At 67.6% G+C, this 26,647-nt stretch carries 22 protein-coding genes; 13 read left to right on the top strand and 9 right to left on the bottom strand.

What is annotated here, in order from left to right:
- Positions 1–37: 37 nt before the first annotated feature.
- The 3 genes from ABMA10_RS02545 (at position 38) to ABMA10_RS02535 (ending at position 1,639) form a co-directional block, all read left to right on the top strand.
- Positions 38–532, top strand: coding sequence for a hypothetical protein (locus ABMA10_RS02545; RefSeq protein ID WP_347869693.1), 495 nt, complete (start codon positions 38–40; stop codon positions 530–532).
- Positions 533–636: 104 nt separating this feature from the next.
- A complete protein-coding gene (locus tag ABMA10_RS02540; RefSeq protein ID WP_347869694.1) occupies positions 637–1,158 on the top strand; it encodes a helix-turn-helix domain-containing protein in 522 nt (173 codons plus the stop codon).
- 190 nt (positions 1,159–1,348) lie between these two features.
- The gene (locus tag ABMA10_RS02535) at positions 1,349–1,639 is read left to right on the top strand and encodes a DUF1905 domain-containing protein (protein WP_347869695.1); all 291 of its coding nucleotides are present in this window, start codon (positions 1,349–1,351) and stop codon (positions 1,637–1,639) included.
- A 73-nt stretch (positions 1,640–1,712) separates the two neighbouring features.
- Here the strand turns inward: ABMA10_RS02535 and ABMA10_RS02530 are convergent, their stop codons facing one another.
- The 3 genes from ABMA10_RS02530 to ABMA10_RS02520 all read right to left on the bottom strand — a co-directional run bounded on the left by ABMA10_RS02530 (position 1,713) and on the right by ABMA10_RS02520 (position 4,976).
- Complete coding sequence (locus ABMA10_RS02530) at positions 1,713–2,900, bottom strand: serine hydrolase domain-containing protein (RefSeq protein ID WP_347869696.1); 1,188 nt, start codon at positions 2,898–2,900, stop codon at positions 1,713–1,715.
- Between the two features lie 230 nt (positions 2,901–3,130).
- Positions 3,131–3,793 (bottom strand): response regulator transcription factor, encoded by a 663-nt coding sequence (locus ABMA10_RS02525; protein WP_347869697.1) that lies wholly within the window; start codon positions 3,791–3,793, stop codon positions 3,131–3,133.
- The gene (locus ABMA10_RS02520; RefSeq protein ID WP_431031148.1) at positions 3,786–4,976 is read right to left on the bottom strand and encodes a sensor histidine kinase; all 1,191 of its coding nucleotides are present in this window, start codon (positions 4,974–4,976) and stop codon (positions 3,786–3,788) included. Before ABMA10_RS02520 ends, ABMA10_RS02525 begins: the two co-directional genes overlap by 8 nt.
- Positions 4,977–5,093: 117 nt before the next feature.
- Between ABMA10_RS02520 and ABMA10_RS02515 the strand changes: the two genes are divergently transcribed.
- Both ABMA10_RS02515 and ABMA10_RS02510 read left to right on the top strand, forming a co-directional pair.
- Positions 5,094–8,201, top strand: coding sequence for an alpha-mannosidase (locus tag ABMA10_RS02515; protein WP_431031147.1), 3,108 nt, complete (start codon positions 5,094–5,096; stop codon positions 8,199–8,201).
- A 44-nt stretch (positions 8,202–8,245) separates the two neighbouring features.
- Entirely contained in the window at positions 8,246–9,340 is a 1,095-nt protein-coding gene (locus ABMA10_RS02510) for a GntR family transcriptional regulator (protein WP_347869701.1), read from the top strand.
- A gap of 94 nt (positions 9,341–9,434) precedes the next feature.
- Here ABMA10_RS02510 and ABMA10_RS02505 read toward each other — a convergent pair whose 3' ends face one another.
- On the bottom strand, positions 9,435–12,239 hold the full coding sequence (locus tag ABMA10_RS02505; RefSeq protein ID WP_431031146.1) for a FixG Ig-like domain-containing protein: 2,805 nt from the start codon (positions 12,237–12,239) through the stop codon (positions 9,435–9,437).
- Between the two features lie 292 nt (positions 12,240–12,531).
- Here ABMA10_RS02505 and ABMA10_RS02500 point away from each other — a divergent pair, with 292 nt between their 5' ends.
- The 4 genes from ABMA10_RS02500 to ABMA10_RS02485 all read left to right on the top strand — a co-directional run bounded on the left by ABMA10_RS02500 (position 12,532) and on the right by ABMA10_RS02485 (position 17,150).
- On the top strand, positions 12,532–13,470 hold the full coding sequence (locus ABMA10_RS02500; protein ID WP_347869703.1) for a carbohydrate ABC transporter permease: 939 nt from the start codon (positions 12,532–12,534) through the stop codon (positions 13,468–13,470).
- A complete protein-coding gene (locus ABMA10_RS02495) occupies positions 13,467–14,378 on the top strand; it encodes a carbohydrate ABC transporter permease (protein WP_431031145.1) in 912 nt (303 codons plus the stop codon). The genes ABMA10_RS02500 and ABMA10_RS02495 overlap by 4 nt, the downstream gene beginning before the upstream one ends.
- A 77-nt stretch (positions 14,379–14,455) precedes the next feature.
- On the top strand, positions 14,456–15,901 hold the full coding sequence (locus ABMA10_RS02490; RefSeq protein ID WP_347869705.1) for an ABC transporter substrate-binding protein: 1,446 nt from the start codon (positions 14,456–14,458) through the stop codon (positions 15,899–15,901).
- Between the two features lie 148 nt (positions 15,902–16,049).
- Entirely contained in the window at positions 16,050–17,150 is a 1,101-nt protein-coding gene (locus tag ABMA10_RS02485) for a sialidase family protein (RefSeq protein ID WP_431031144.1), read from the top strand.
- Positions 17,151–17,185: 35 nt separating this feature from the next.
- Here the strand turns inward: ABMA10_RS02485 and ABMA10_RS02480 are convergent, their stop codons facing one another.
- From ABMA10_RS02480 to ABMA10_RS02470, 3 genes are all read right to left on the bottom strand, one after another.
- Entirely contained in the window at positions 17,186–18,163 is a 978-nt protein-coding gene (locus ABMA10_RS02480) for a sugar kinase (protein WP_431031143.1), read from the bottom strand.
- Positions 18,160–18,801: a bifunctional 4-hydroxy-2-oxoglutarate aldolase/2-dehydro-3-deoxy-phosphogluconate aldolase gene (locus ABMA10_RS02475; RefSeq protein ID WP_431031142.1), complete on the bottom strand. Its 642-nt coding sequence runs from the start codon at positions 18,799–18,801 to the stop codon at positions 18,160–18,162. Before ABMA10_RS02475 ends, ABMA10_RS02480 begins: the two co-directional genes overlap by 4 nt.
- Positions 18,802–18,927: 126 nt before the next feature.
- On the bottom strand, positions 18,928–20,187 hold the full coding sequence (locus tag ABMA10_RS02470; protein WP_347869709.1) for a GNAT family N-acetyltransferase: 1,260 nt from the start codon (positions 20,185–20,187) through the stop codon (positions 18,928–18,930).
- Between the two features lie 89 nt (positions 20,188–20,276).
- Here ABMA10_RS02470 and ABMA10_RS02465 point away from each other — a divergent pair, with 89 nt between their 5' ends.
- Both ABMA10_RS02465 and ABMA10_RS02460 read left to right on the top strand, forming a co-directional pair.
- Positions 20,277–21,383 carry a DNA alkylation repair protein gene (locus tag ABMA10_RS02465; RefSeq protein ID WP_347869710.1) on the top strand — a complete coding sequence of 369 codons (1,107 nt, stop codon included), beginning with the start codon at positions 20,277–20,279 and terminating at the stop codon, positions 21,381–21,383.
- A gap of 227 nt (positions 21,384–21,610) precedes the next feature.
- Entirely contained in the window at positions 21,611–22,198 is a 588-nt protein-coding gene (locus ABMA10_RS02460; RefSeq protein WP_431031141.1) for a hypothetical protein, read from the top strand.
- A gap of 148 nt (positions 22,199–22,346) precedes the next feature.
- Here ABMA10_RS02460 and ABMA10_RS02455 read toward each other — a convergent pair whose 3' ends face one another.
- Positions 22,347–23,480 (bottom strand): SGNH/GDSL hydrolase family protein, encoded by a 1,134-nt coding sequence (locus tag ABMA10_RS02455; protein ID WP_347869712.1) that lies wholly within the window; start codon positions 23,478–23,480, stop codon positions 22,347–22,349.
- Positions 23,481–23,518: 38 nt separating this feature from the next.
- The gene (locus ABMA10_RS02450; RefSeq protein ID WP_347869713.1) at positions 23,519–24,226 is read right to left on the bottom strand and encodes a CPBP family intramembrane glutamic endopeptidase; all 708 of its coding nucleotides are present in this window, start codon (positions 24,224–24,226) and stop codon (positions 23,519–23,521) included.
- Positions 24,227–24,464: 238 nt separating this feature from the next.
- On the opposite strand from ABMA10_RS02450, the gene ABMA10_RS02445 reads away from it, so the two are divergent.
- Positions 24,465–25,244: an HNH endonuclease family protein gene (locus ABMA10_RS02445; protein ID WP_347869714.1), complete on the top strand. Its 780-nt coding sequence runs from the start codon at positions 24,465–24,467 to the stop codon at positions 25,242–25,244.
- Between the two features lie 99 nt (positions 25,245–25,343).
- Positions 25,344–26,567 (top strand): IS30 family transposase, encoded by a 1,224-nt coding sequence (locus tag ABMA10_RS02440; protein ID WP_431030660.1) that lies wholly within the window; start codon positions 25,344–25,346, stop codon positions 26,565–26,567.
- Positions 26,568–26,647 lie beyond the last annotated feature (80 nt).

Genomic DNA, 26,647 nt, shown 5'->3' with positions numbered 1-26,647 from the left:
TGACGGACGCACGAGGGCCGACGGCTAGGGTGGCCTGATGTCAGACGAGCGACGAACGACACGGCAACGCCGCTACCTGAGCCTCGGACTGGGTGAGCTGACCGCTGCCGCCGTCTTCGCCGCGGTCGCCCTGGTCACCGTGGTTCCGATGTTCAACGACGAGCAGGGAGCGCTCGCGCTCTGGGCGGCCCTCGTCCCCTTGCTCGCCATCCTGCTGCAGGCCGGCGCCTACTGGTTGCTCGCGCGGAGCTGGGTCGAGCTGCGGCCGATGCCGCTTCGGGTGGCGCGCCTGTTCCGAGTGCTCCGCGTCCTCGACGCCGCCCTCCTCGTTGCAGGGCTCGTCGGCGTGCTCCTGTGGCTTCCGGCGCAGCCCGGCCTGGCGATCCTGGTGGTGCTGGTGTGGCTTTTCGGGATGATCGAGTACGTCAACTACTTCACTGTCCGGCTCGCCTACCCGGTGTCACAGTGGGCGCGGTTGATCGGTCAGTGGCGGACACCGCGCCTCATGCAGGATGTCCGTTCCGCAGCGTGAATCCCCCCGCGCGGACGGACGACCGGCATGAGTCGGGTCGGTGTCGGGTGATCGTCGGGTCGATGTCGTGGCCATGTCGCCCGGTCTGTTCCTAGGGTTGCATCATGAACGAGACACGAATCGGCGAACTGCGCAGGGCCAAGGGCTGGACGCAGGAGCGCCTCGCCGCAGAGAGCGGCATCACCACCCGCACCATTCAGCGGCTCGAGGCAGGCAGTGACGCGAGCCTGGAGACGATCGGTCTCATCGCGGATGCGCTCGGTGTCCCCGTCGGCGAGCTCTTCATCCACGTCGAGACGAAGACGTTCGAAGACTCGGTGGACGGACTCGATGCACGGAAGCGAGCACAGCAGGCCAAGCGCGACGGCATCGCACAAGGCATCGGGTACGCCTTCGGTGGCATCGGCATCCTCGTCACGCTCGGCACGGTCGTGTTGGTTCCGACCGGCGCGCTCAGCGCACTCGGATGGCTCGGATGGCTGATCATCCCCGCGTACTGGGGCGCGGGTGGCGCTCTCGTCAACGGCGTCTTCAGTGCAGTCGTCGATCCCCGCCTGGACGCGAAGTATCCGCTGTCGGTCCGATCACCGATCAACTGGGGCCAGCCGGGCACCGAACGGAGCTGAGCCTCCGCGCCAGAGCAGGACACCCGCGCGATAGCAGGACGGAATCGCGCAGTATCTCCTCCCCTGGGGCGGATCACCTGCTGTCGGGCGCCGCGTCGCAGCCGACACCATTGCCGGGTCCGGTGCGTCCAGCGGACAATGAGTCCAGCCGCGGTGACATCGCGGACCGCCACTGACGAGGAGTCCAACGATGGCCATCGAACCGATCGCACTCGACCACCGCTTCAGCGCGCCCATCGGGGTCGAGGTGAAGGGCGACATCTGGTCGTACGTCGAGGTGCCAGGATCAGTCGAGCTCTTCGGCACGGGGAAGTCCGTCCGGGTCGATGCGACGGTCGACGGCGTCGAAGTGCTCAACATGGGCCTCATGCCCACCGGCGTCGGCGGGCACATGCTGTCGATCAGCGCCAAGCTCCGCAAGCGCCTCGGCAAGGACATCGGCGACAGCGTCGACGTGCATCTGTCACGCCGCCTGAGCTGAAGCGCGGAGCGGAGCATACCGATCCGCCGATCAGCATGCCCCACACCGGGCGCTCCGCCCCGCCTGCGCTGGTTCAGCCCGCGTACACGTGTTCTGGGGAGATGAGCTCCGTGATCGGCTGCATCAGGGCGGAGGCGAGATCCGTCTCGCCCTCGATGTCGGTGTTGACAAGCATGACGAGGGTCGTGTCCTCCTCCGGCAGGTACACGGTGACGGTCTTGTAGCCCGGGAGGCTGCCGTTGTGACCGATCCAGCCGTTCACGTTGAACAGCCCGAGGCCGTACCCGACGCTGTCGTCGCCCTCCGCAAGCGGCTCGGCGTGCAGTCGCTCGCGCTGCGTCTCGTCCGACAGCAGTTCGCCGTTCACGAGCGCAGGCACCCAGCGGCGCAGGTCGTCGAGTGTGGAGTTCATCGCCCCCGCCGCCCAACCCCAGGACGGGTTGTAGTCGGTGGCATCCGCGACGGCGCCGTCCGCCGTCTGGTTCGTGTACCCCTGCGCGTGCGGCTTCGGCAACTCGTTGCCCTCCGGGAACCGTGTGTGATCGAGCTTCAGCGGATCGAGGATGCGCTCGGTGATCACGTCGGACAACGACGACCCGGTGACGTGCTCGACAACGAGCCCCAGCAGGATGGTGTTGGTGTTGGAGTATTCGAACTGCGATCCGGGCGTGAAGCCGAGCGGCTGGTCTGCGACGTACCCGAGGAGTCGCTGCGGCGTGAACCCGGCTTCAGGATCGGCGAGGTAGTCGGTCACGAACGCTTCGGTCGAGCTGTAGTCGGGGATCCCGCTCCGCATCCCGGCCAGCTGGCGGAGGGTGATCGAGCCGCCGTCCGTGACGCCGTCGACATACTTCGAGATCGGATCGTCGAGAGCCACTTTCCCGTCGTCGACGAGTTGCAGCAGGGCGGTCACGGTGAAGGGCTTCGTTGCGCTGCCGATCCGCATGGCGACGTCGGTCGTCATCGGAGCCTTCGTCGCCGTGTCCGCCACCCCGGCCGCCCGCGTGTAGTCGCCCGCCGGGCCCCAGACGCCGATGATCACGCCAGGTACGCCGGTGGTCGTGAGAGCCTCATCGATGATGGCGTCGAGCTTGGCCGCCGTCGCCGGGTCCATCGGGCCGTTCGACGTCGCCTCACTGGACGCGGGGACGGGGCTCTCACCGGCGGGACCGGCACTCGCGCATGCGGTCGCGCCGACCGCCAGGAAGGCGGCGCAGACGGTGGTGACGACGACGCGTCGGAGCGTCCGGTTGTGGATCATGAGGCGAGCCTTTCGTTGGGCTGCAGGTTCGCAGCGGCGTCCACACAGTTGAACAGCCGCGTCCTCGGCGCTCCCTGGGGCGACCCCATTTCGACTTCGGCCTCGTCGTCGACCACCGCGGGAAATCAACGAACCGCGGGCCGAGACCCACGAGATTCCTCCCGAAGGCGCCCTCCTTTGGGATGAGGCGATCCTGAGCGACGGGCGTCCACTCGACGACCCGGAGACGCTTATCCGCCCACAGCCTCCTGGTGCAGCAGCAGCGCGATCTGGACTCGGTTGTCGACGCCGAGCTTGCCCAGGATGCTCGACACGTGACTCTTCACGGTCGCCAACGACACGGAGAGTTCAGCGCCGATCTCGGCATTCGAACGCCCTCGCGCGACGCCGAGGGCGACGCGCTGCTCGGCCGGTGTCAGCCGGGCGAGGTGCTGTGTGCGGGCTGGCGCCGGGCCCGGCTCGGTGAATCGGAGGATCAGCTTGCGCAGCACCGTCGGCGAGAGGATCTGCTCGCCGGCCGCGACCCGGCGGATCGCCGCGACCAGTTCGGGTGGCGGCGTGTCCTTCAGGAGGAACCCGCTCGCGCCAGCCCGCAGCGCCCGGAGGATGAGGTTGTCCTGATCGAAGGTCGTCAGCACGATGACGTGCGGTGGATCGGGCAACACGCGGAGCGCTTCGGTCGCCTCGACTCCGTTCACCCTCGGCATGCGGATGTCCATCAGCACCACGGTGGCGCCGCTCGACCGCACCAACTCGACGGCGTTCGACCCGTCGCCCGCCTCGCCCACGATCGTGATCCCCGGCTGGCCCGTGAGCATGGTCCGCAGTCCGGAGCGCACCAGCCATTCGTCATCGATCAGCAGCAGCCGGATCTCGTCGTCCAGCTCAGGCATGCGTCTCCAGGGGGAAGCAGGCGGACAGGATGAAGGCTGCGTCGTGCCGGCCGAACTCGACCGTGCCTCCGACGAGGGTCGCGCGCTCGACGAGCCCGATCAGACCGGTCCCCGACCCGGGCACGGAGGCCACGGCACGCAGGGCTCCCGGTGGCATCGGCTGACTGATCCGTACCGCGAGACCGGTGTCGAACGACCCGCTGATCAGCACGGAGACCGACGGTCCACCACCGTGTTTCCGTGCGTTGGTCAGGCCTTCCTGGACGACCCGGTAGGCCGCGCGATCGACCTGCACCGGCAACGCATCCCGTACCTCGTCGATGTCGATGACGGCGTCGACGGGGTACCCCGCGCTCGCACTGTCGCGGAAGAGGACGTCGACGTCGGACAGCGTCGGCGTCGGCCCGAGGGCGTCCCGCTCCGTCGACTCGTCACGCAGCATGCCGATGACGTCGCGGAGGTCGACGAGCATCTGGTGCACGCCTGCACGGATCACGCCGGCCGCGCGCTGCGTCTCGGCCGCGGGAAGGCCGGCGGCGTATTCGAGGGCGCCGGCGTGGATCGCGACGAGGCTCATCCGATGCGCGAGGACGTCGTGCATCTCACCGGCGAGCAGCGAGCGCTCCTCGGCTCGCACCCGTTCGACGCGCTCCCGTTCGACGGATTCCGCACTGCTCGCCAACGCCACCAGCGAAGCGATGAGCCGACGCCGGTTGCGAACCGTCGTGCCGCCGACGATCGCCAACGCAGCCAGCACGACTGCGACGCCCACCTGGCCGAGGGCGTCCGTGTTCCAGACGATCGGTCCCGGCATACCCACGATGACCGCCACGACGTAGGCGGCTCCGAGCGGCACCGTCCAGCGCGGCGATCGACGCACGGCGAGCGAGAACAGGGCGAGGAGCGCAGCACCGGCCGCACCGGGGATGAACGCGGCGACGAGGATCACCACCACAGCGATCCGGACGGGAGCACGCCGACGCCAGAGCAGCAGGACACAGGCGGCGAGGGCCACCAGCAGCTCGAGGACGGACAGCGGCTCCGCTCGCTGGGCCGCCTCGAAACGGTCGACGAGGACCCAGGCGACGCCGAAGAGCACGAAGCCGACGGCGACCGCGACACGGCGGACACCGCTCTGCGCCAGAAGCGCATCCGTGTCGTCGCTGCCCTCGACCGTTCTCATCGGCATCATCCTGTCATCGACCCGACTTGCGCGCGCGTCACCGCCTTATATAGTTAACATGTTATTTAGACCGACGGATCTCCGTCACACGATGAACGAACAGCAAGGTGTGCGCTGATGCATAACGACGATTCCGAAGTCGAAGGCCGTCTGACCCGATTCGTCAGAGACCGGCTCGGAGCCGCACTGTATCGCGAGACGGCGCCCGTCGAGATCCTGTCGTGGGAGGCACCAGGAGAGCCCGTTCCGTTCGACACTGCGATCGCCGCCGACTTCGCGCCGTTCACGGTCGGGAGCGACTGGGGCAAGCCGTGGGGCACCACGTGGTTCCACATCACCGGAATGATCCCCGCGACCTGGCGTTCAGCGGAGGGCGACACCGACAGCGCTACCAGCAGCGAGCTCGTCATCGACCTCGGCTTCAACTGGCACCGCGCCGGCTACCAGGCCGAGGGCCTCCTCTACACCGTCGACGGCATCCCGGTGAAGGCCATCAACCCGCTCAACCATCACTACGGCGTCGATCATCTGAGCGACGGCCGGATCGACCTCTACCTGGAAGCCGCGTCGAACCCGGACTTCGACGTGGAGGAGTTCCTCTTCCAGCCCACGCCGATGGGCGACCCGTCGACGGCGGGCGACACCCTGCTGTACCGGTTCCGATCGGCCGCGATCGGCCTGCTCGACCGCGAGGTCTGGGAACTGCAGGCCGACATCCGTGTGCTCACGGGGCTGCTGGGAGAACTGCCGGCGAGTTCCAGTCGCCGCGCGTCGATCCTCCGCGCGCTCGAGGACATGCTCAACACCGTCGATCCGTTGGCACTCCACAACACGGCGAGCGCCGGCCGAGCCCGCCTGGCGCCGGTCCTCGCGAAGCGCGCCAACGAGAGTGCCCACTCGATCATCGCGATCGGCCACGCGCATATCGACTCGGCCTGGTTGTGGCCCATCCGCGAGACCATCCGCAAGTGCGCGCGCACCTTCTCGAACGTGCTCGACCTGATGGACCGCTCCCCCGAGTTCCGGTTCGCGGCATCCTCCGCCCAGCAGTTCGAATGGATGAAGCAGTTCCATCCGCACGTCTACGAACGCATCCGTGCGAAGGTGGCGAACGGGCAGTTCATCCCGGTCGGCGGCATGTGGGTGGAGTCGGACACGAACCTCCCAGGCGGCGAGGCACTCGTCCGCCAGTTCCTCTTCGGTCAGCGGTTCTTCACCGACGAGTTCGGTCGGCCGTGTGAGGAGGTGTGGCTGCCTGACTCCTTCGGCTACTCCGGGTCGCTCCCGCAGATCGCGACCTCCGCCGGCGCTCGGTGGATGCTCACGCAGAAGATGTCGTGGAGCCGCACCAACGACCTCCCGCACCACACGTTCACCTGGGAGGGTATCGACGGCTCGCAGATCTTCACGCATCTGCCACCGGTCGACACCTATGTGGCCGAGCTGACGGCCGCCGAGCTCGCGCACGCCGAGGCGAACTTCCGCGAGAAGGGCCGCGCCACGATGTCGCTCGTCCCGTTCGGGTACGGCGACGGGGGCGGCGGGCCGACTCGGGAGATGGTGCAGACCGCGAACCGCTTGCGCTCCTTGGAGGGCTCGTCGACGGTGGAGATCGCCTCCCCGGCTGAGTTCTTCCGTCGTGCGGAGGCCGAGTACCCGACGCCGCCCATCTGGGTGGGCGAGATGTATCTGGAGTCCCATCGCGGCACCTACACGAGCCAAGCCCCCACGAAGCGCGGCAACCGCCGCAGCGAGCACCTGTTGCGCGAGGCGGAGCTGTGGGCGACTGTCGCGACCGTGCGACGCGGCGTGCCCTATCCGGCTGCGGAGCTGTCGGAGCTCTGGAAGACGGTGCTCCTGCTGCAGTTCCACGACATCCTCCCCGGCAGCTCCATCGCCTGGGTGCATCGCGACGCCGAACGCAGTTACGCCTCGATCACCGAACGGCTGACGGTCATCATCGAGCGGTCGCTCCGGATCCTCGTCGGCGATGGCGACGTGCCGATGCTGGCGAACGCCGGTCCGAGAGCGGTCGGTGCGCAGATGGCATCGGCCGTGGGGCCGGTCGACGACGTGGGTTCAGCGGCTGCACCCGTCGCCGTGCGCGTCGACGGTCCGATGACGATCCTCGACAACGGTCTCCTCCGCGTCGCGGTCGACGAGAACGGGCTCATCCGCTCGCTCCGGGCCACGGGCGGCGCTCACTCCGACGCCGGACGCGAGACGATCGCAGACGGGGCAGCAGGTGGACTCCTCCAGCTCCACGTCGACACGCCCAACGAGTGGGACGCCTGGGACATCGACCGGCACTACCTCGCGAGCTGCGAGGAGATCATCGCTGTCGACGCGATCAACGTCGAGGAGACCGCTGATGTTTGTCGAATCGTCGTCACCCGATCGTTCGGGACCTCGACGGCGGTCCAGGCGATCGGTCTCCGCCGCGGGTCGGCCGTCGTGGACGTGACAGCCGAGGTCGACTGGCACGAACGGCAGAAGCTCCTGAAGCTCACCTTCCCGTTCGCGGTGAAGGCGGATCGTGCGGCATCGGAAGTCCAGTTCGGGCATGTGTTCCGCCCGACGCACCAGAACACCTCGTGGCAGTTCGCCCAGTTCGAGACCCCCGCCCATCGTTGGGTGCACGTCGGGGAACCGAGCTTCGGGGTGGCCCTCGCGAACGACGCGACCTACGGCTACGACATCCACCGGGAGACACTGCCGTCGGCCGTCTCCAGCACCGTCGTGCGGGCCTCGCTCCTTCGCGCCCCGCTCTATCCCGATCCGGAATCCGACCAGGGCGTCCACTCGTTCGCCTTCACCATCCGACCGGACGCGACGATCGCCGACGCCGTGTCGGACGGCTACGCGCTCAACGTGCCACTCCGAAGCGTGACCGGCGCGGACGTCGTCGAACCGCTCGTGAGCACTTCCGGTCCCGGGCTCGTGATCGAGTCGGTCAAGCTCGCAGAGGACGGTTCCGGTGACGTCGTCGTGCGACTCTATGAAGCCCTCGGCGAGCGCGGAAGCGGCGACGTCATCACCGACGGGCGGCTTGGCAGGCCGGCCCTCGTGGACGTGCTCGAGGGACCGGTGGACGCCGCCGCGGGGCTCTTGGAGCACCGCACGACGAGCACGGACGAGGGGCCACGGACCAGGCTCACGCTCCGCCCGTTCCAGCTGATCACGCTGCGGTTCCCAGTCCGACCGGCCGAGTACGGTAATTTATGATGTTAATTACCCGACGAAGCCGACCGTAACCGAGGGATCCTCCAATGTCGCCCAGTTCGCCTCCGAAGTACGAGCAGATCAAAGCCGATCTCCGTCTCCAGATCATCCGCGGCGACTACACGCCCGGCCAGCCGTTCGTCACCCAGCAGCAGATCTGCGACTCCTACTCGGTGAGCATGCTGACCGCCGCCCGCGCGCTCAACGAGCTCGAGGTCGAGGGTCTCGTCACCCGACTCCGAGGCAAGGGCACCTTCGTGGCCGAGGCAAAGACGCAGTCGCGGACGCCCACGGGGCACACGATCCAGTGCGTCGTCCCCAGCCTCACCAGCGGCCACGTCTCGAACTTCGTCCGCGGCGTGGAATCGCTCTGCACCGATCGCGGCTATCACCTCATGCTCTCCGACTCCCACGGGCTCGAGGAACGGCAGTCGCGCGCCCTGGTCCGTGCGAGCACCGGCGGGGTCGACGGCGTGATCATCTACCCTGTCGAAGGCCAGGCCGACCACGAAGCCGTCTCGCAACTGCGGCGCAACGGGGTGCCGATCGTCTTCGCCGACCGCTACTGGCCGGAGATCTCACTCGACGCCGTGCTCCTCGACGACTTCGCGATCGGCTACGAACTGACCCGAGCGCTGATCGCGCGCGGTCACACCCGGATCGGCACCCTCTGGGGCGAGATCGTCGCGTCCTCGGTCCGTGACCGCCTCTCCGGACACTTGCAGGCGCTGCGTGAACACGGGCTGCCCGTCATCGGCGAACTCACGGCACTGCGCTCGTACTATCCGACGGACGCACGCGGCGGTTCGTCCGTGCTCAAACAGATGATGAAGGCGAAACCCACCGCCCTCCTCTGCGCGAACGGCTTCGTCCTGGCGACCGCGATGAACGAGCTGAACGAGTCGGGCCTCCGCGTGCCGGAGGACATCGAGCTGGCCGGAATGGATGAGGCGGGCCCCTACGACACACTGCCGCTCACCGTGGCCTCCGCGGCGCTCCCGTCCTACGAGATGGGCCGTCGCGCCGCCGAGATCCTCCTCGAGCGCATCACGGGTGCCGATCCCGACGGCGAGACCGAGCACATCGTGCTCCCGGTCGAGATCCACCTGCACGCCGCCGCGGTCGCTGCCACCGGCTCCTGACCGGACGCCCTCTGAACGCGCCCGCGCTGCAGCCGACCATCGCGACGGACGGCCGCACCACCGCTCGGCGATGCGGCCGTCCGTCACTGCAGGGCTAGGGTGCGAAGACCACGAGCAGCTGCGGCGCATCCGTCGCGACGGTCGGCGTGAACTCCGCAGGACGGAACGCACGGTACGTCGTCGAGGTCGGGACGAGTGTCTCCAGCCTCAGCCGGAAGGAACTGACGTCCCTCCCTGCTGCGAGGTCGGCCTGCACCCATGCAGTGACGTCGATCTGCCGGTGCGTTCCGGTGGATGACGGCGTCCCGGCGATGGGGAAGGCGAGCGTTGCAGCCGGCGGGCTCCCGAAATCGGCGGCGCTCGGAGCCGTGACCGGACCGAGGTGCTCGAGCACGATCGGTGCGGCGTTGCCCGACTCGAATTCGGTGAGGTCGAGCACCACGCGCGTCACGTCTCCGGCTCGCGCCGCCGTCAGGTCGAAGGAGACGACCGGTCGATACTCGGTGTTGGTTCCACCGGCCCGCGCCGTGTTGCCCACCTGCAGCCGACCGTTGGTGTTGTTCACCTCGGCGGGGCCGTCGGACCGCGTCGTCGCGTCCTGTGCCGGCACGCTCGGGATCGCGATCTGATCAGGGCTCACGAACGCCGTGCCGAGCGACAGGATCGTGCCACCGACGGTGAACGTCACCGGAAGCTCGACGTCGTACCCGGTGTCATTCGCGATCGTCACCGGGATCTCGCGCCGCTCATCGGGTGCGAGTGCCACAGTCGCCGTATAGGCCGACACCTCGACGCCTGGCAGCGTCGCGATGGCGAGCGACCCCGAGACGGCATGGTCCGTCTGGTTGTGGATCCACACCGAGTGGTGGTTGACGATGCCGTCGAACCCGTTGCGGAGCACCCGCGACGACAGGTCACGGATGACCGTCAGCGGCAGCGGCACCGTGCCCGACACGCTCACGCCTGCAACCTCGAACGAGTACGCGGCGGTCAGCTCCTGTCGGTTGCCGATCATGTCGCTCGGGCCGGGGAACATGTCCGAGACGTTGTAGAGGCGGCCATCACCGACGGCTTGAGGGACGACGATCGACGTCTCCGGGTGGCTCCCGGTGAGTGTCACGTCGGCCGCATCCCAGGTGTCCGGATATTGCACGGTCCAGGCCACGTCGGTGACGGCGGTGCTGCCCTCGACATCGAAGGAGAGCTCGGCGGCTTCTCCGGCGGTCAGCGAGTAGTCGGACGATCCAGCGGTCACGGCCAGGCCGAACGCGGCTTGGACGAGGCTCGCCCACGCCCGCTGCACACCCGACAGGTCGACGCCGCTCGCCGGCGTCGCCGCCAGAAGGGCTGGAAGACCGGCGACGAGCGATGCGACGTCCGGTGTCGCGTCCTGCACGACGGCGTCGCTGTCGCTCGCCGACGATTCGGCCGACTCCACGAGGCCGATGACCTCCTCGAGATCCCCCTCCACGGCTGTGAGCGCCACCTGGTCGGACGATGACACGGCAGGGTCGGCAAGCGCGGCGGTGATCGCCTCGATCACGGCATGCGCCTCGGCGACGAGGTTCGCAGCTCGGGCAGCGGTCGTCGAAGCTGCGTCGTTGGTACCGAAGACCCGACCGACCTGGCTCGTGTATGCATCGCCGTCCGCCTTCGTCGGGAGGAAGTAGTGCCCTTCGAACAGTTCGTTCCAGCTGCCGATGATCGACATCTTGAGGTTGCTCCCGGAGGACAGGTTCGTCTGCGGATGCTCATCGAGATACGCCTTCGCCTCCCGCAGAGAGTTGCCGAACGCCTCTGGGGTCTTGTCGATCGACCACTTCTGGTAGTCGAGGTGCACGATGTTGTCCCAGCCGTGGGTGATCATCGGTACGTAGTCGACGGCTGCGTCCTTGTACTTCGCGTAGTAGTCCCACACGTAGTCGTGGTTGTCGCGGATGAGGTTGTCGTAACTGTTGTCGGCGTCGGGGACACGCTTCATGTCGTGCCACGCGTACGCGGTGAAGAAGTCGTACAACCCGTCGTAGTCGTGAGCGCTCACGTACTCACCGGAGAAGCCGGGCTGCTGGAGCCCGCCGCCGATGAGGACGTCCGGGAAGCCTGCGGTCGCCGCCTTCGACTTCAGCAGGTCGATGGCGGCGGTCATCACCGCGCGCTCCTCCGGCACCTGTGCGAGCTGGTGGGGGTCGAGGTCCGGACGGGTTCCGGTGCTGAAGTCGGTCGTGAAGCGTTGGACGTCGTAGATCTCGATCACCGGTTTGCCGTCGATCGTCACGTACGAGGGGTCGGAGAACAGCTCCACCCACTTCGTCGTGATCGTGTCCCACTCGGCCGCCCGAACGGTCTCGTACTGCGCCTGCGTCATGCCCTGGGTGCGCAGCGCCCCGATGTTGAACGGGCCGCCGTCGATGTAGTTGACCATGAACTGCATCCGTTGCTTCTGGGCCGAGGTCCGGAAGAGGTCCATGCCGGTGTGCAGCCCGCCGAGGTCGCCGCCGTCACCGATCGTCGGCCGCTCGGGGTACCAGTCGAAGACGAAGTAGTCGAGGCCGTTGGCGCTCGCGTCGACGATCTGCTGATCGATGACGGCCTGGGTGTCGTCGTACCAGCCGTACTTCGGCTCGAGCTCCGGGTGGTCCGGGCGCCAGTCGGTGCCGTCGAGGTAGTCGAAGTGGAAGTTGTCACCACTGCGCCAGCCGCTGAAGTAGTTGGCGCCGATGAAGTAGTTGTCATCGACGGCTCCCGGGTGGGCCGCTGCGGGAGCGATGCCTGCGGCGGGTTGCAGGCCCGTCGACGCTGCGACTGCAGCACTCGTGGTGGCCGTCGTGACCGCCAGGACTGCGATCAGTCCGATCGCGAGGGGCGGGGCGAGCGAGGGGAATCTTCGGAACAACGTCATCGTCTGGTCTCCGTGTCGTGTTGTGGCGGCAGCATGCCCGCCAGTCCACGGCCGCTCGTCGTCGAGAGGCCGTGCCCGCGTCGGTGCGAGCCGCCTCCGACTTCACCAGAGGCTTTGACAAGTTAAGATGCTAAACCTTATAGTGGTGATCGACAAGCAAGCGATCCACCGAATCGCAGGACCGCCCGACGCGGGCGGGACCCGCTTCCGCTCGTCGGAACCCGGTACGCGCTGCACTCGAAGAGGAGAAACAGTGGTTGTTCTGCCGCCCACGGAGGAAGTCGCCTCCGTCATGGAACGCATCACGTCCGGAGAGGACAGCGCCCCACCAGCCGCCGCGCGCAAGCGTCGAGTCCCATGGGGCGTGTACATCGCCCTCGCGCCACTCGCACTGACACTCATCGCGTTCCAGTACTTCCCAGCCCTCAGCGGCATCTGGCATTCCTTCTGGGACTGGAACCCGGGGTTCACCTCCACGTTCACCGGCTTCGACAACTACATCCGGATGTTCGGCGACTCCCTCTGGTGGCAGTCGTTCGCCAACCTCGGCATCATCTTCATCTTCAGCATCGTGTCGTGGATCTTCCCGCTCATGGCCGCGGAGCTCCTCGTCTCGCTCAAGAGCCAGCGCGCGCAGTTCGTATTCCGCACACTGCTCATCGTGCCGATGGCCTTTCCCGGCGTCGTCACCGCGCTCGTCTGGTCGTTCCTCTACCAACCGAACTCGGGTGTCTTCAACGAGATCCTCCGCGGCCTCGGCCTCGGAGACCTCGCACAGAACTGGCTCGGCGACCCCCGGACCGCCCTCCTCGCCCTCCTGTTCATCGGCTTCCCATTCGTCGCAGGGCTCCCGTTCCTCATCTTCTACTCGACGCTGCAGAACATCCCGAAGGAGATCTTCGAGGCCTGCTCGCTCGACGGGGTCGGACGGATCCGCCGCTTCTTCACCATCGACGTCCCGCTCATGGCACGACAGGTCCAGCTCCTCGTCATCCTCGTGATCATCGAAACCCTGCAGTACGGCTTCGTCGCGTACATCCTGACCCACGGCGGGCCGGACAACGCGACCATGGTGCCGGTCCTCCGCATGATCAACGAGGCCTACGACGGTCAGGCGTGGGGCTACGCCGCAGCGCTCTCCACCACCCTCTTCGTCCTGACCGTGGTCCTGAGCGCCGTCGTCGCGATCTTCCGCCGCAAGGATTCCACGACCAACATCAAGGGACTGTGAGCATCGTGACCTCGACCACCATCGAACGCACCGGCTCCGCGCCGGTCCCACCCCAGACCGCCGGCGCCACCCGCGTGCCGCGCGCCCGTCGCCGGCACTCCGGGCAGTTCTGGATCTACACAGCACTCACGGTGCTCGCAACCCTCGGACTGCTGCCCTACCTCTTCGTCTTCAGCACCTCGCTCAAGTCGACCCAACAGTTCGCCACCGACTACTGGTTGCCGTCGTGGCCGCTGCACCTCGAGAACTACGCGAAGGCCTGGGGGCAGATCCAGCCGTACATGGTCACATCGCTGCTCGTCGCAGCTGCGGCGATCGTCGGCATCATCGCGTTGAGCCTGCTCGCCGGGTTCGTGCTCGCCCGCTTCGACTTCCCCGGCCGCGCCTTCTTCTTCACGCTCGTCATCGCGCTCATGATGGTCCCCGGCATCGCGAGCCTCATCCCGTTGTTCGTGATGATGCGGGACATGGGGCTGCTCAACACGATCTGGGTGCTCATCATCCCCCACATCGCCGCAGGGTCGGTGCTCGGCACGATCCTCATGAAGACCTTCATCGAGGGCATCCCCCAGGAGATCTTCGACGCAGCGCGGATCGACGGCGCAGGACCGGCTCGCCTCTTCCGCTCGATCATGCTGCCGCTCTCGCTGCCCGTGATCGGCACCGTCTCACTCATCACGATCATCGGCGTCTGGAACGACTTCTTCTGGCCGCTCCTCACGGTGACGCAGAACGAGTTGAAGACGGTGAGCGTCGGGCTGATCTTCTTCCAGGGGCAATCGGGCACCGACTTCGGGCCGATGTTCGCCGGCTACCTCCTCGCGAGCCTGCCGCTCCTGCTGCTCTTCACCTTCCTCTCCAAGTACTTCCTCGCGGGGGTGCAGGGCGGCCCCCCCGGCTCGCACTGATCCCCTCGACTCCGGTCCACGCATCCGATCAACCCGTCACCCGCACACCACACAGCACCAGCCCAGAAAGGCACACCATGAGACATCGACGTTTCCTCCGCCTGACCGCCGCCGGAGCCATGGCAGCGACGCTCGCCGTCACCGCCGCCGGCTGCACCGGCCAATCCTCCGCATCCGGCGACGATGTGACCATCACCCTCTCCGGCCCGAACCAGTGGAACAACGACCCTGCGTCGTTCGGCCCGGCGTGGGAGGACCTCGTCGCCAGGTTCGAGGAGCGGGAGCCGGACATCACGGTGAAGACGACCGTCCTGCCACTCGCGGAGTTCAAGCAGACACTCGCCACGCAGCTCGCGGCTGGGACCGCCCCGGAGCTCATCTTCGCCCAGACGTCGCACAAGCCGGAACAGGTCCACGCGCTCGACGAGGACCTCCAACAGCCGAACCCCTACGTCGAAGGCAACACGAAATGGATCGACGTCTTCAACCAGGACTACTTCGGGCCGGATGCCACCGCAGCGCGGAACGCGGCGAACAACTACGAGTTCATCCCGTTCAACCTGTACACCTTCGGCATCTACTACAACCAGGATGCGTTCGCGAAGGCGGGCGTGGACGCCGCCCCGGAAACACTCGGCGACCTCCTCGACGCGTGCGGCAAGCTCAAGAAGGCCGGGTTCACGCCCCTCGCGTTCGACAACAGCTGGATCTCCCAGAACAGCACGGTGAAGCCGATCATGTCGATGCTGCTGACGAAGTACTTCGACGAGCTCAATCAGTTCGCGGCCGACGGAACACCCGGATCATCAACGCAGGTCTCGAAGAAGGACTTCTCGAGGGCCATCCTCACCGGCGAGTTCACCACGGAGAACACCCCGGAGATCGGAGCCGGCCTGGAGCTGGCGAAGCAGGTCGTCGACTCCTGCGCGACTGAGAACTGGTCGGGTGTCTCGTCGACCGGCGCCTCCTTCACGGGCGGACAGGAGTTCCTCGCCGGGGACGCAGCGATGTCGTTCGGGGCGAACTTCTCGGCGACGAACCTCGCGGACGTCGACTGGAAGTGGAGCACGATGCCGTTCCCGACCATCACGAAGGACGACAGCCCGCTGTCGACCGGGGAGAAGGCGCGCCTGGGCACGACCATCGGTGGCACGAGCTACATGATCCCTTCGTACATCAAGGGCGCCCAGCTCGAGGCGACCATCAAATTCCTCCAGTTCGTGAGCTCGCCCGAGGGCGCACAGCCGTGGCTCGACGAGACCGGCGGAATCCCGTCGCTCGCCGACGCCTCGCCGGCACCGGGCCTCGAGGCCCTGACGTCCGGAGACTGGGCCCTCAACCCCACAGTCCCCGACCCGCAGTTCATCCCGAAGGCGCAGTCCGGCCAGGGTGTCTACACGGGATACCTCACGGGGACGAAGTCGCTCGATGAGCAGCTCGCCGAGATGAACCAGCAGTGGATCGACACCGCCAAGGAACTCGCCGCCGACGGTGGATGGACCGAGGACTGGGCGAAGGGCTGATCCCGCACCATCACCTCGGCACCGTCGGCCCGTCGATCCTCAACGATCGACGGGCCGGCCGTGCACCCGCTGTCGCGGGCGACACCACCCGCGCCGGCCTCCTGATCGCATCCTCGATCCTCACATCCCTCGCTTCGAAAGGCCGACCATGACCAACACCCTCTCCACCGGCACCACGCCGACTCCGACTCCGCAGCTGTCATTTCCCGCGCCGGTCATCTCGGAAGACGGATCGCCGACTGAACAGGTGTGGCAGGGCGTCCCCGGTGTCGCGCAGACGCGCAACGGCACACTGTGGGTCACCTGGTACACCGGCGGGCCGAAGGAACCATCGGCGGAGAACGTCGCGATGCTCGCTCGAAGCGATGACGACGGTACGACGTGGTCGCATGTCTGCCGGATCGCCGCCCCCGACGGCGTCCGCGTGTTCGACCCGAACCTCTGGGTCGATCCCTCCGGCCGCCTCTGGCATCTGTGGAACCAGACCGACGAGTCGATCAACGAGCTCTTCGACGGAGCGGGCGGAGTCTGGGCGCGGCAGGCGGTCGTCGATGCGGCCGGCGCCCCGCACTGGTCGACCCCGTCACGGCTGTCGAACGGTGTGTCGATGAACAAGCCGATCGTCACGACCGAGGGCGAGTGGTTGCTCCCAGCGTCGGTGTGGGGGCAGGGACCGGATCGCGGGCTCGACGAGCCGTCCGACGCGAACGTGTACGTGTCGACCGACGCGGGGTCGACCTGGTCGTTCCGCGGCGGCGCCCATGTGCCGGTCGGGATTCGGACCTTCGACGAGCACATGATCGTCGAACGGCGCCCCGGAGAGCTCTGGATGCTCATCCGCACCCTCGACGGCCTTGCCGAGTCGTTCTCACAGGACGGCGGGACGCACTGGACCCTCGTGCGACCGAGCGGATTCAACCCGCACACCTCGAGCCGCGTGTTCTTCGCCCGACTCGGCGACGGCCGCATCGTGCTCGTCCGAAACGACCACCCCAGCCTGCGGCACGGTATCCGCGTCGAGGCCTCGGACGATGCGGGAGAGACCTGGTCGGTGATCGGGGTCATCGACTCGCGCGAGACGCTCACCTATCCCGACGCGATGGAGCTCGCCGACGGATCGCTCGCCATCGTCTACGACCGCGAACGCGGAGCGCTCGGCGAGATCCTCCTGCAGCGTGTGCACCTCGACGGCCGCGAGACGGTCGTCGACGGCCCCGCCCTGGTCGTGAGCGCTCTGCCCAGCCGCTGAGCCACACCCGCTGACGGCTGCTCCTGCTGCAGCCGTCAGCGGGCGACCTCATCGACGCGCTTCACCTGGAGTTCCGCCCGAGTGGGCGCTCCCTCCCAGTCGCCGATGGTCGACACCGCCCGTTCGCCGAGACGCGCGCCGAGCGCGAGCCGCTCGACGACCGAGCCGCCGGCGACGAGCTCGGCGAGGTATCCCGCGACGAACGCGTCGCCGGCACCGACCGGGTCGACGACCGACACCGGATGAGCACCCTGCTCGATGTACCCGCCGGAGGCCGTCCACGTGCCCGAGCCCGCCGCACCCATCTTCAAGACGACCTCCCGCGGACCGAGCTCTCCGATCGCCTGCGCGATTTCCCGAGGTCCTCCCGACGAAGCGAGGAGCCGCGCCTCGTCGAGCCCGGCGAACAGCACGTCGACGGACGGGACGAGGTCCGCCAGGACCCGCGACGCCTCCTCGTCCGACCACAGGGCGCGCCGATGGTTGACGTCGAACGAGACGAGGATGCCGGCAGCCTTCGCGCGCCGGACCGCATCGAAGACGGCGCTCCGTGCGATGGGGCCGAGCGCGAGCGTGATCCCCGTGAGGTGCAGGACGGTCGCGCCCGCCAGCGCGTCGCTGGACAGATCCGCGGCGGACAACTGTGCGCCCGCGGACTCACGGCGGTGGTATGAGACGCTCCAGTGCGACGAGGACGGGCGACTCTTCACCATCACGCCCGTCTGGTGCGATGACAGGGTGCGCGCTCGGACGTCGACGCGCTCGGTACGGAGTTCGCGGAGGATCATCGCGCCGACGCCGTCGTCACCCACGCACCCGACCCATCTGGTCGCGACGCCGAGGCGGGCGAGCACGATCGCGACATTCGATTCGGACCCGGCGACACCGACCCTGAACTGCTGACCGCGCATCACCGCGCCGGGAGCCACTGCCGCGAACGCCCCCATCGTCTCCCCTGCCGTCACGACCACGGGCACGGATGCGACGTCGCCCGTGGTGGCGCCGCCCGTCATGCTGCTGAGCCGATGCGTTCAGCACGGATCGCCCGCAGCTGGGCCACGAGGTCTTCGAGTCGGTTCGCCTCGATCGCGAGGCCGCCACCGATACCGACCGCGATCGCGCCGGCCTGGAGATACCGCTCTGCGGTGTCGACGGTGACGCCGCCGACGGCGATGAGTGGGATGTGCGGCAACGGGTCCCGGACGAGCGAGAGGTAGTCGGGTCCGGCTGGCCCGGCGGGGAACACCTTCACGGCGCTCGCCCCGTCCTCCCAGGAACGCACGATCTCCGTGGGCGTGACCGCGCCGGGATAGAACGGGCGGCCGGAACCGCGCGTCGACCGGATCGCCCGCCTCGCGCGGTTCGGTGAGACGAAGAACTCGGCGCCGGCACCGGTGGCCGACTCGACCCTCGCCGCCGTCGTCACCGTGCCTGCGCCGATCTGTACGGACGGCGGCAGCTCACGTGTCAGCGCGCGGATCGCCTCGTCTGCATCGGCGAGCGTGTATGAGACCTCCAGCACGCGGACCCCGCCCGTTGCCAGTGCGATGCCTCTCCGAACGGCCTCGGCGACGCTCGTCGCACGGATGATCGCGAGCAGTCCGTCTTCCAAGAGGGCGGAACCGATGCTCGGGCGTTCGATGTCGTTCATAGTGGCGTCTCCTCGGCAATGAGTCTTACCTAGTTAACATACTATAAGGATCGTCGTGCCCGCAGAAGTCTGCCCCCCGTGGTTCGGTCACTCGTGTGGCTCACCGCGGTCCGCTGCAGGGTGCCCCTAGAAGTGCGTCCTCAGGAACGGCGCGCGCTCGGTCGCGAACGCGAGGTCGAGGGCACGGACCGCAGCCGGCGCACCGGCGATGAGCCCCGCGTCGGCGAGCGCCCATACCCGGGAACCCCCGAGGAGGATCGCCGACAGCTCGTTGATCGTCAGCCGGACCGCGGCACCGTCGGCTTCGGGCTCGTGCGCATCGCCGAGCCGCTCGACGACCGCAGAACCGTCCTCCGCGATGCGCAGCACGAAACGCCCACCGGTGATGCCCAGCGCGTCGACGATGTCGAGGACGTGCTCACCCGGCGCAGCGTAGCGGCGCGTACCGAGCACCGCCGGCACATCGACGATGCGCAACCACAGCGCGTCACCGTGCGAACTGGTCGAGACGGCACGACGGTCGACGAGGCGCCACAGGATCGCCTCCTCGGCGGAGGCCTGGTGGAACGTCACCTTCGTCGTGAGGCTGATGCCCGTCAGGTGACGCCACAACGCGTAGCGGGCCTCGGGCGTGGCGCTCACGACGTCGTCGACGATGAGCTTGCCGTACTCGTCGCCGGGCGCGACCCGGTAGAGGGCGTACCCCTGCGGAACGCCGTCGGCGTCGTCGTAGCGGAGGGCGAGCGTCTGACCCTCGCCATGGCTGAAGTGGCGGATCGTCGAGACGCGCAGCGCCTGCTTCCACCAGGCGGTGCCGCGATCGATGTCACCGGCGGAACGCGTCCGTTCGAACAGGTCGGGTGCCACCTCCGTCAGCGAGCGCGGGTCGAGCGTGTGCACACGGCCTGCCGGCTTGTCGCTCCGCCAGGAAACGCGCTTCGCCTTCACCTCGTGCGTGTACTCCCAGCTCGCAGGCGCGAAGCCGAAACGACCGTAGATCGTCGCCTCGCTCGCGGTCAGCGCGACGATCGACGCGCCGGTCTCCACCGCGTGGTGCAGCCGCCCCTCGAGCAGTGACCGGGCGATGCCCCGACGCTCGTGCGCTGTCGACACCGTCACCTCGGTGATGCCGATCGCCCGCACGGTTCCTCCGGGGACGTCGAGGGACGTCGGGAACGACCCGAGCGTCGCGACCGGCATGAGCGGTTCGGCGGCGGTGTCGTCGTAGACGCCGAGGACGGAGGTGCCCGTGAGTACCTCGCGTCGCTCGAGCCGTTCGGTCTCGTCGGGGTCGTGCTTCGTCAGGAAGCCGCGCGAGGCGGCAGCCCACCAGCGGTCGAGAGCGGCGGTGTCCGTGTGGTCGAGCTCGACAGTGCGCAGGTTCATCCCCCAAGCCTATGGGCGGGCCTGCGCCTCAGGCGGACGGCGTCGCCCCGCCGGACCGCACTGTCGGCGGGTCGGGGCAAGATCGACGCATGCCCTTCGCAGACGAACTCCTCGGCGCGCCCGCCGCACAGACCCTCACTCGCGGCCTGCAGCAGGCGGCGCCCGGCAACCCGTTCGTCGCAGTCGCGGGAGCAGCGGACAACCTCGGCGAACTCGCGCTCCGCGAACGAGCGGACCTCCTGCGGGACGCGATCCTCGTCGACCTCCCCGGCGACTTCGCCTCGCTCGCGACGATCGTCCGAGCAGCCGCTGCCGCCGACGGGTCGTTCAGCGGGTGGTTGATCTGGCCGGTCGCGAGTGCGGTCGCCGCTCGCGCCGTCGCAGAGGACACCGCGGAGTCGTTCGATGACGCGATGCAGCTTCAGGCGGAGCTCACGGGGCGTCTCACCGCGGAGTTCTCGATCCGCACCCTGCTGCAGCACGACCTCGACCGTGCGCTGCCGATCGTGCTCGAATGGACCGCGTCCGACGACGAACATGTCCGACGCCTGGCCTCCGAGGGCACCAGGCCGTACCTCCCGTGGGCGATCCGCGTCCGCAGCATCACCGCGAATCCGGGCGTCACCGTGCCGATCCTCGAGGCATTGCACCGCGACCCGAGCGAGTATGTGCGTCGCTCGGTCGCCAACCACCTGAACGACCTGAGCCGCGACCACGCCGACCTCGTCGTCGAGACGGCGACCCGGTGGCTCGTCGACCCCGCACCCGAGACGCCGGCGCTCGTCCGACACGCGCTCCGCACACTCGTGAAGCGCGGGCATCCGGGCGCGCTCGCGGTGCTGGGATTCACTCCGACGTCGACCGAGGTCGAGGCGTTCACCGTCGACACGACGAGCGTCCCCTTCGGCGGTTCCGTCCGGTTCTCGGCGACGGTCCGCAACACCGACATCGTGCCGGCACGCCTGGCGATCGACTACGTGGTCAGCCACCAGAAGGCGAACGGCACCCAGACTTCGAAGACCTTCAAGCTCACGACGCAGGCGCTAGCCCCAGGAGAACACCTCGACGTTGCACGCGAGCACTCGTTCCGCGCGATCACCACCCGTCGGTACTACCCGGGTGCCCACGCGGTGGCCCTGCAGGTGAACGGCATCCTGTCCGAGCCGCTGGACTTCGAGCTCCTTCCGCCCGAGTGACCTCCGCGCGCGTGTTGTCACGTCGCTTCCAGAACGAGAGCCAGGGCGACAGGCTCGGCATCGACTCAGACCTCCGGAGAACTCGCCGCACCCGTGTTGCACACACGACTTGACCGTGTGGCGGGAACACAGAGTGGAGTAGGCGCATCCGCACATCAGATGCGGTTCACCCACTCGTAGATCGTGAGCAACACACCGTGCGTCTCCTCCGTCGTCCCCTCCAGATCGTGCGTGCGAACCTCCGCATCTATCTGGCCCTCAACGCGATCATGTACGGTTTGGCGCTGCTCGGGTTCGGGTTGGGACTGCTGTTCCCCAATCTGAACGCCACTCAGGTCGAGTCCCTCCAGGATGACGGCACCGCGGAACTCGTGACCGGCCTCCTCACGAAGCCCTGGCTGTTCGCGGCGACCATCCTCGGCGTCAACATCGTCAAGCTGAGCCTGCTGCACATCGTGCTCCCGTCACTGATCGTCCCGTTCGCGGGGATCCCGATCACCGCGTACTGGGCCCTGACCACGGGCATCGTCCTGGCGCCGGCGGGATCGGCGAGCTGGATCCCGTTGATCCCGCACTCCTTGACCCTCGTCATCGAGTTCCAGGCGTACATCCTCCTGCTGCTCGGAGCGTTCATCCTCGGTCGGTCCTGGGTCCGTCCGCGGACCATCGGTGCAGTGAACCGTCGCCAGGGCTACGTGCGAGGACTGCAGCAGCTCGGCCTGCTCGCGCTGCCTGCTCTCGCCTTGTTGATCGTCGGCGCGATCTGGGAGGCCTTCTCGCTCTACACCGTGCTGTCGATGATGGCGCAGCAGTAGTCGCGGCTCCATCCGGCGCTGACGCACTCATGAATGCCACACCGCTCACCGGCGCCTCCCGGCCAGCAGGACATCCGCGCGACCGCAGGAGATTCCGGCACACTCGACCCTGCTGCCGCGCGGTTCTCCTGCTGTCGCGCGACGAGGCCTACGCCCGCGCGAGGTGCCGGATGAACCGTCCACCGATGAGCTTGTGCGTCTCGGTGTCGGGGTGGAGCGCGTCGGGGAGCGGCAGTGCGGTGGCGTCGTCGGGGCCGTAGAGCTCGAGTCCGTCGACGAGCTGGAGCTGCGCGTCCTGGCGGGTGGCGACGATGCCCGCGAGGGCCTCTCGGATCACTCGGAGCGTCAATCGCCCCTGAGCGGTGTCACCGTGTTCTCCGGTCGCGATGAAGCGCACCTGGTCCGTTCCGAGACTCGCGAGATCGATGGAACCAGGCCCCGGGGTGTCCTCGTGGATGCCGCAGAAGATCGGGGTGATGAGCATGATCGGTGTACTCGGATGCCCGTCCCTGATCGTGTCGAGGAACCCGTGCACGGCGGGGACGAACGTCCGCAGTCGCATCGAGTCGAGGTTCACAATGTTGATGCCGATCTTGAGGCTGATGATGTCGGCCGGCGCGTCCCGGATCACCCGGGCCATGAACGGGTCGAGGAGAGCGCTGCCCCCGAAACCCAGATTGCGGAGCCGCATGCACGCACCACGAGCCGCGACCGCAGGCCAGATGTCAGACGGTCCGGCGGCGTTCGAGCCATGACTGATCGAGCTCCCATGGTGCACCCAGACCGGCGTCGTCTGCTCCAGTGCGGTCACCGGCATGTCCGTGGCGAGCGAGATCAGCTCCAGAGCTTCGTTGTGCGGGAGCCAGATCTCGATGAGTTTGTCGTCGCCGCCGAGATCCGCGAACCGGGTCACGTGCGGCGGGCCCGGGATGAGCTCGCTGGTGCCGGCCTGCAGGTCCGTGTGGATGCTGTCGCCGCCGGTGAGCAGGTCCGTGCCGACGGGCACGCCATCGACGACGAGGTCGATCCGGCCTCGCGGGCGGTCTGCTCCCGCGTAGGTGACTCGGCGCGGGAGGGAGACGAGTTCGATCCTCGTCGCGCTCGAGCGGAACCCGATGATCACGCCCGATGGTTGCACCTCCATGGCCGTGAGCTGCGGGTCCGGGAACTGGCGCGTGACCCACGCCGGGAGGCGGTGGGGCAGGAGGCCCCGCGCGGTCGGCTCGAGCCATGCGGCGCCGGAGACCAGGGCCTCGGTGATGGGACTGGTCGTCAGTGACATGCGGGTGATCCTTCTTTCGGGTGACGTAGCGCGAGCGGTCAGCCGGCCACCGCGGCGACGACGACGGGGAGCAGGAGCGCGGTCGCGTTGTTGACTCCGTGCAGCAGCACACCTGGCCAGATCGACCCGGACCAACGGAACAGGAGAGCAGTGAGGATGCCGACGATGAACGCGACGACCATGATCGGATTGATGCCGTGTGCGACCGCGAAGATCGCCGCACTGACGATGACGCCGACCCATGCACCGTATCGGGCGAGCAGCACGTTGGCGACGACACCACGGAAGAACGCCTCTTCACCGATCGGCGTGATGATCGATCCGGCGATGAAGGTGAGCAGAAGCGAGAGCACCCCGCCTGCCGCGCCGGCCTGATAGCTCGTCTGCACGTTCTCGGCGTCGCCGCTGAGCAGTGTGTAGATGACCGCGGCGACTGACCCGACGACGTGGGCGGCGAGACCCAGCGCCGCGCCGACGGCCAGTTGGCGTCTCCTCGCCCGGCGGAAGCCGAACGCGGCCAAGCCTCTGATGCGGATGACCGACGCGGCTGCGAGAGCGACCAGTCCCATCAGCCCCGACACGACCAGCCCCACGACTCCGTTGACCGCTTGGTCCTCGATGCGGGGCAGGAACACCGCGACGAGTGCGTAGGACGCCGCGAACGCCGCCGCACCGACGAGGAGTTCGGGCCATCCTGGGGTGGTCGGGCGTTGTGCGACAAGCGTGTCGTCCGTGTTCGTGGTCATGATGTCATCCTCGTCCTCATCAGATGTGCCGTGGGGATTTCAGCCAGCATCGCTTGTCCGACGCATCGTCTCGTTCCCCGTTCGTTGCCGCGCATGGACGGACGTCAGTCCACACCGTGTTCTTGGAACATGGTCAAGCGAATGGAGGGATCGGGGTGGGATCGGGGTGCATCGAGGCAGACACGCTCCTGCTGTCGCGCGGCTAGGCTGGTGAGGCGCGACCGAGGAGAGCATCAGCATGAAGAAGTCTCCCGTGGCGCTGCTCATCGCGCTGGTCCTGGCCGTCGGAGTCATCGTCGCGACACAGCTCGGGAGCGGAACGTGGCCTGACGGAATCAGCTCACCGTCGCCAGCCCCCTCCGCTCCGCCGATCGCCGCCGAGGTCAGTCTGAGCGCACGTGCATCACTCGAGGCGGCCGGCTTCGCGGTCACTGATGAGACCGGCCGGTTCGTCGTCTCCGGGTCGGCCGTCGTTGCGGCTCTCGACGGTCTCGACACTGCCACCCGGGTCGCCACCGGTTACGACCGTGACCGGTTCGGACAGCGCTGGGCCGACATCGACCGGAACGGCTGCGATACCCGGAACGACGTGCTGGCCCGCGACCTCGTCGATGTGACGTTCAAGCCCGGTACTCGGGACTGCGTGGTGCTCACTGGCACTCTGCACGACCTCTACACGTCGACGACCATCACGTTCGTGCGCGGCGAGCAGTCGAGCCGGCTCGTACAGATCGATCATGTCGTGCCGTTGGCCTGGGGCTGGCGACACGGCGGGAACACCTGGACCGAGCAGCAGCGCGAGCAGTTCGCCAACGATCCGATCAATCTGCAGGCGGTCGACGGCGGCACCAACTCGTCGAAGTCGGACTCCGGCCCCGGCGACTGGATGCCGCCCGCGGAGGGTTCCCACTGCGAGTACGCCGCCCGCTACGTGCTGGTGCTCGTGGCGTACGACCTGACGCTCGACGACGTGGACCGCCGGGAACTCACGGACACGCTGGGCGGCTGCGGGGCCTAGTCTGGCGCGGCGCCGCAGCAGGAGATCCGCTCGACAGCAGGAGCATTCGCGGCTTGGGTTCTAGGGATCAGTGCAACATCCTGATGTTTTGGAGTGTTGATGACGGTTCTGATGGCCCGTGTGGTGCAGCGAGTGTTCTGGTCGAGGATTCGTGACGGAGCGACGTCTGTGGATGCGGCGAAGGCTGCTGGGATTTCGTCTCAGCAGGGTGACGTGTGGTTCCGGAATGCTGGCGGGATGGTGCCATTGTCGTTGTTTCCGCCGTCAGGTCGTTTCTTGAGTATCAGCGAGCGTGAGCAGATCCATGCCGGGATCAGTCAAGGGCGATCGATCCGCGCGATCGCGGCGTCGATCGGGCGCAGCCCGTCGACCGTGTTGCGAGAGCTCCGTCGCAATCTTGATCGTCAGCAGTACCGGTCCCGGTCCAAGCTCGGACGCCCGGTGACCGTCCCGTGGCGGTATTCGCCATCGCTTGCCCAGCGTCGAGCTGATCAGCGGTTGGCTCGTCCGAAGCCCTCGAAACTCGCTCTGAACGATCGGCTGCGTGATGCGGTCCAGGCGGGACTGTTGCGCAAGCTCAGCCCGGAACAGATCATGCGACGATTGCCGTTGGACTTCCCTGACGAGGCGGAGATGCGCGTGTCCCACGAGACGATCTACCAATCGTTGTATGTCCAGGGCCGCGGAGCGCTCAGACGCGAGCTCACGGACTGCTTGCGAACCGGTCGGGCGCTGCGCAAACCAGCCCGACGCGCGACGAGCCGTGGCAAACGCATCCCGGACATGGTCATGATCAGCGAGCGCCCCGCGGAGGTCGAGGACCGGGCAGTCCCGGGTCATTGGGAGGGTGATCTGATCGTCGGTAAGGACAACGGTTCCGCGATCGGGACCCTTGTCGAGCGGAGCACACGGTTCGTGATGCTGCTGCATCTGCCAGATCGACACGGCGCGATCGAGGTTCAGGGAGCGATGATCGAGCAGATGCGCAAACTCCCGCATTTCCTCCGCAAAACCCTCACCTGGGACCAAGGATCCGAGCTCGCCGGCCACCGGAACATCACCGCAGCGCTAGAGATGGGCGTCTATTTCTGCGACCCACACTCGCCTTGGCAGCGAGGGAGCAACGAGAACACGAACGGGCTCCTGCGGCAGTACTTCCCGAAAGGCACCGACCTCTCCGGCTACCACCGCGACTACCTCGACTTCGTCGCCAACGAACTCAACGAACGGCCGCGGAAAACCCTGCACTGGGCAACTCCAAAAGAAGCCCTCGACCAACTACTCTCGAACCCACCAGCCAATGGTGTTGCACTGACCGCCTGAATCCGCCGCCCGCTTCGTCCTGCTCTCAGGCGGATCTCCGGCTCGGGCGCGGTGGCTCACCGCGAGGCAAAACAAAAGCG

It is taken from the genome of Plantibacter sp. RU18, assembly GCF_050613355.1.
GTDB lineage: Bacteria > Actinomycetota > Actinomycetes > Actinomycetales > Microbacteriaceae > Plantibacter.
Note: the sequence above shows the minus strand (reverse complement) of the source record. Positions and strands in the feature narration are given on the sequence as shown.

Bases quoted from the DNA above. Each gene is read 5' to 3' on its own strand.
- ABMA10_RS02500 (WP_347869703.1), top strand. From the start codon at position 12,532: ATGGAACGCATCACGTCCGGAGAGGACAGCGCCCCACCAGCCGCCGCG.
- ABMA10_RS02445 (WP_347869714.1), top strand. From the start codon at position 24,465: ATGAAGAAGTCTCCCGTGGCGCTGCTCATCGCGCTGGTCCTGGCCGTC.
- ABMA10_RS02455 (WP_347869712.1), bottom strand. From the start codon at position 23,480: ATGTCACTGACGACCAGTCCCATCACCGAGGCCCTGGTCTCCGGCGCC.
- ABMA10_RS02485 (WP_431031144.1), top strand. From the start codon at position 16,050: ATGACCAACACCCTCTCCACCGGCACCACGCCGACTCCGACTCCGCAG.
- ABMA10_RS02465 (WP_347869710.1), top strand. From the start codon at position 20,277: ATGCCCTTCGCAGACGAACTCCTCGGCGCGCCCGCCGCACAGACCCTC.
- ABMA10_RS02520 (WP_431031148.1), bottom strand. From the start codon at position 4,976: ATGAGAACGGTCGAGGGCAGCGACGACACGGATGCGCTTCTGGCGCAG.
- ABMA10_RS02490 (WP_347869705.1), top strand. From the start codon at position 14,456: ATGAGACATCGACGTTTCCTCCGCCTGACCGCCGCCGGAGCCATGGCA.
- ABMA10_RS02545 (WP_347869693.1), top strand. From the start codon at position 38: ATGTCAGACGAGCGACGAACGACACGGCAACGCCGCTACCTGAGCCTC.
- ABMA10_RS02530 (WP_347869696.1), bottom strand. From the start codon at position 2,900: ATGATCCACAACCGGACGCTCCGACGCGTCGTCGTCACCACCGTCTGC.
- ABMA10_RS02480 (WP_431031143.1), bottom strand. From the start codon at position 18,163: ATGACGGGCGGCGCCACCACGGGCGACGTCGCATCCGTGCCCGTGGTC.
- ABMA10_RS02515 (WP_431031147.1), top strand. From the start codon at position 5,094: ATGCATAACGACGATTCCGAAGTCGAAGGCCGTCTGACCCGATTCGTC.
- ABMA10_RS02450 (WP_347869713.1), bottom strand. From the start codon at position 24,226: ATGACCACGAACACGGACGACACGCTTGTCGCACAACGCCCGACCACC.
- ABMA10_RS02440 (WP_431030660.1), top strand. From the start codon at position 25,344: ATGACGGTTCTGATGGCCCGTGTGGTGCAGCGAGTGTTCTGGTCGAGG.
- ABMA10_RS02475 (WP_431031142.1), bottom strand. From the start codon at position 18,801: ATGAACGACATCGAACGCCCGAGCATCGGTTCCGCCCTCTTGGAAGAC.
- ABMA10_RS02510 (WP_347869701.1), top strand. From the start codon at position 8,246: ATGTCGCCCAGTTCGCCTCCGAAGTACGAGCAGATCAAAGCCGATCTC.
- ABMA10_RS02505 (WP_431031146.1), bottom strand. From the start codon at position 12,239: ATGACGTTGTTCCGAAGATTCCCCTCGCTCGCCCCGCCCCTCGCGATC.
- ABMA10_RS02540 (WP_347869694.1), top strand. From the start codon at position 637: ATGAACGAGACACGAATCGGCGAACTGCGCAGGGCCAAGGGCTGGACG.
- ABMA10_RS02470 (WP_347869709.1), bottom strand. From the start codon at position 20,187: ATGAACCTGCGCACTGTCGAGCTCGACCACACGGACACCGCCGCTCTC.
- ABMA10_RS02535 (WP_347869695.1), top strand. From the start codon at position 1,349: ATGGCCATCGAACCGATCGCACTCGACCACCGCTTCAGCGCGCCCATC.
- ABMA10_RS02525 (WP_347869697.1), bottom strand. From the start codon at position 3,793: ATGCCTGAGCTGGACGACGAGATCCGGCTGCTGCTGATCGATGACGAA.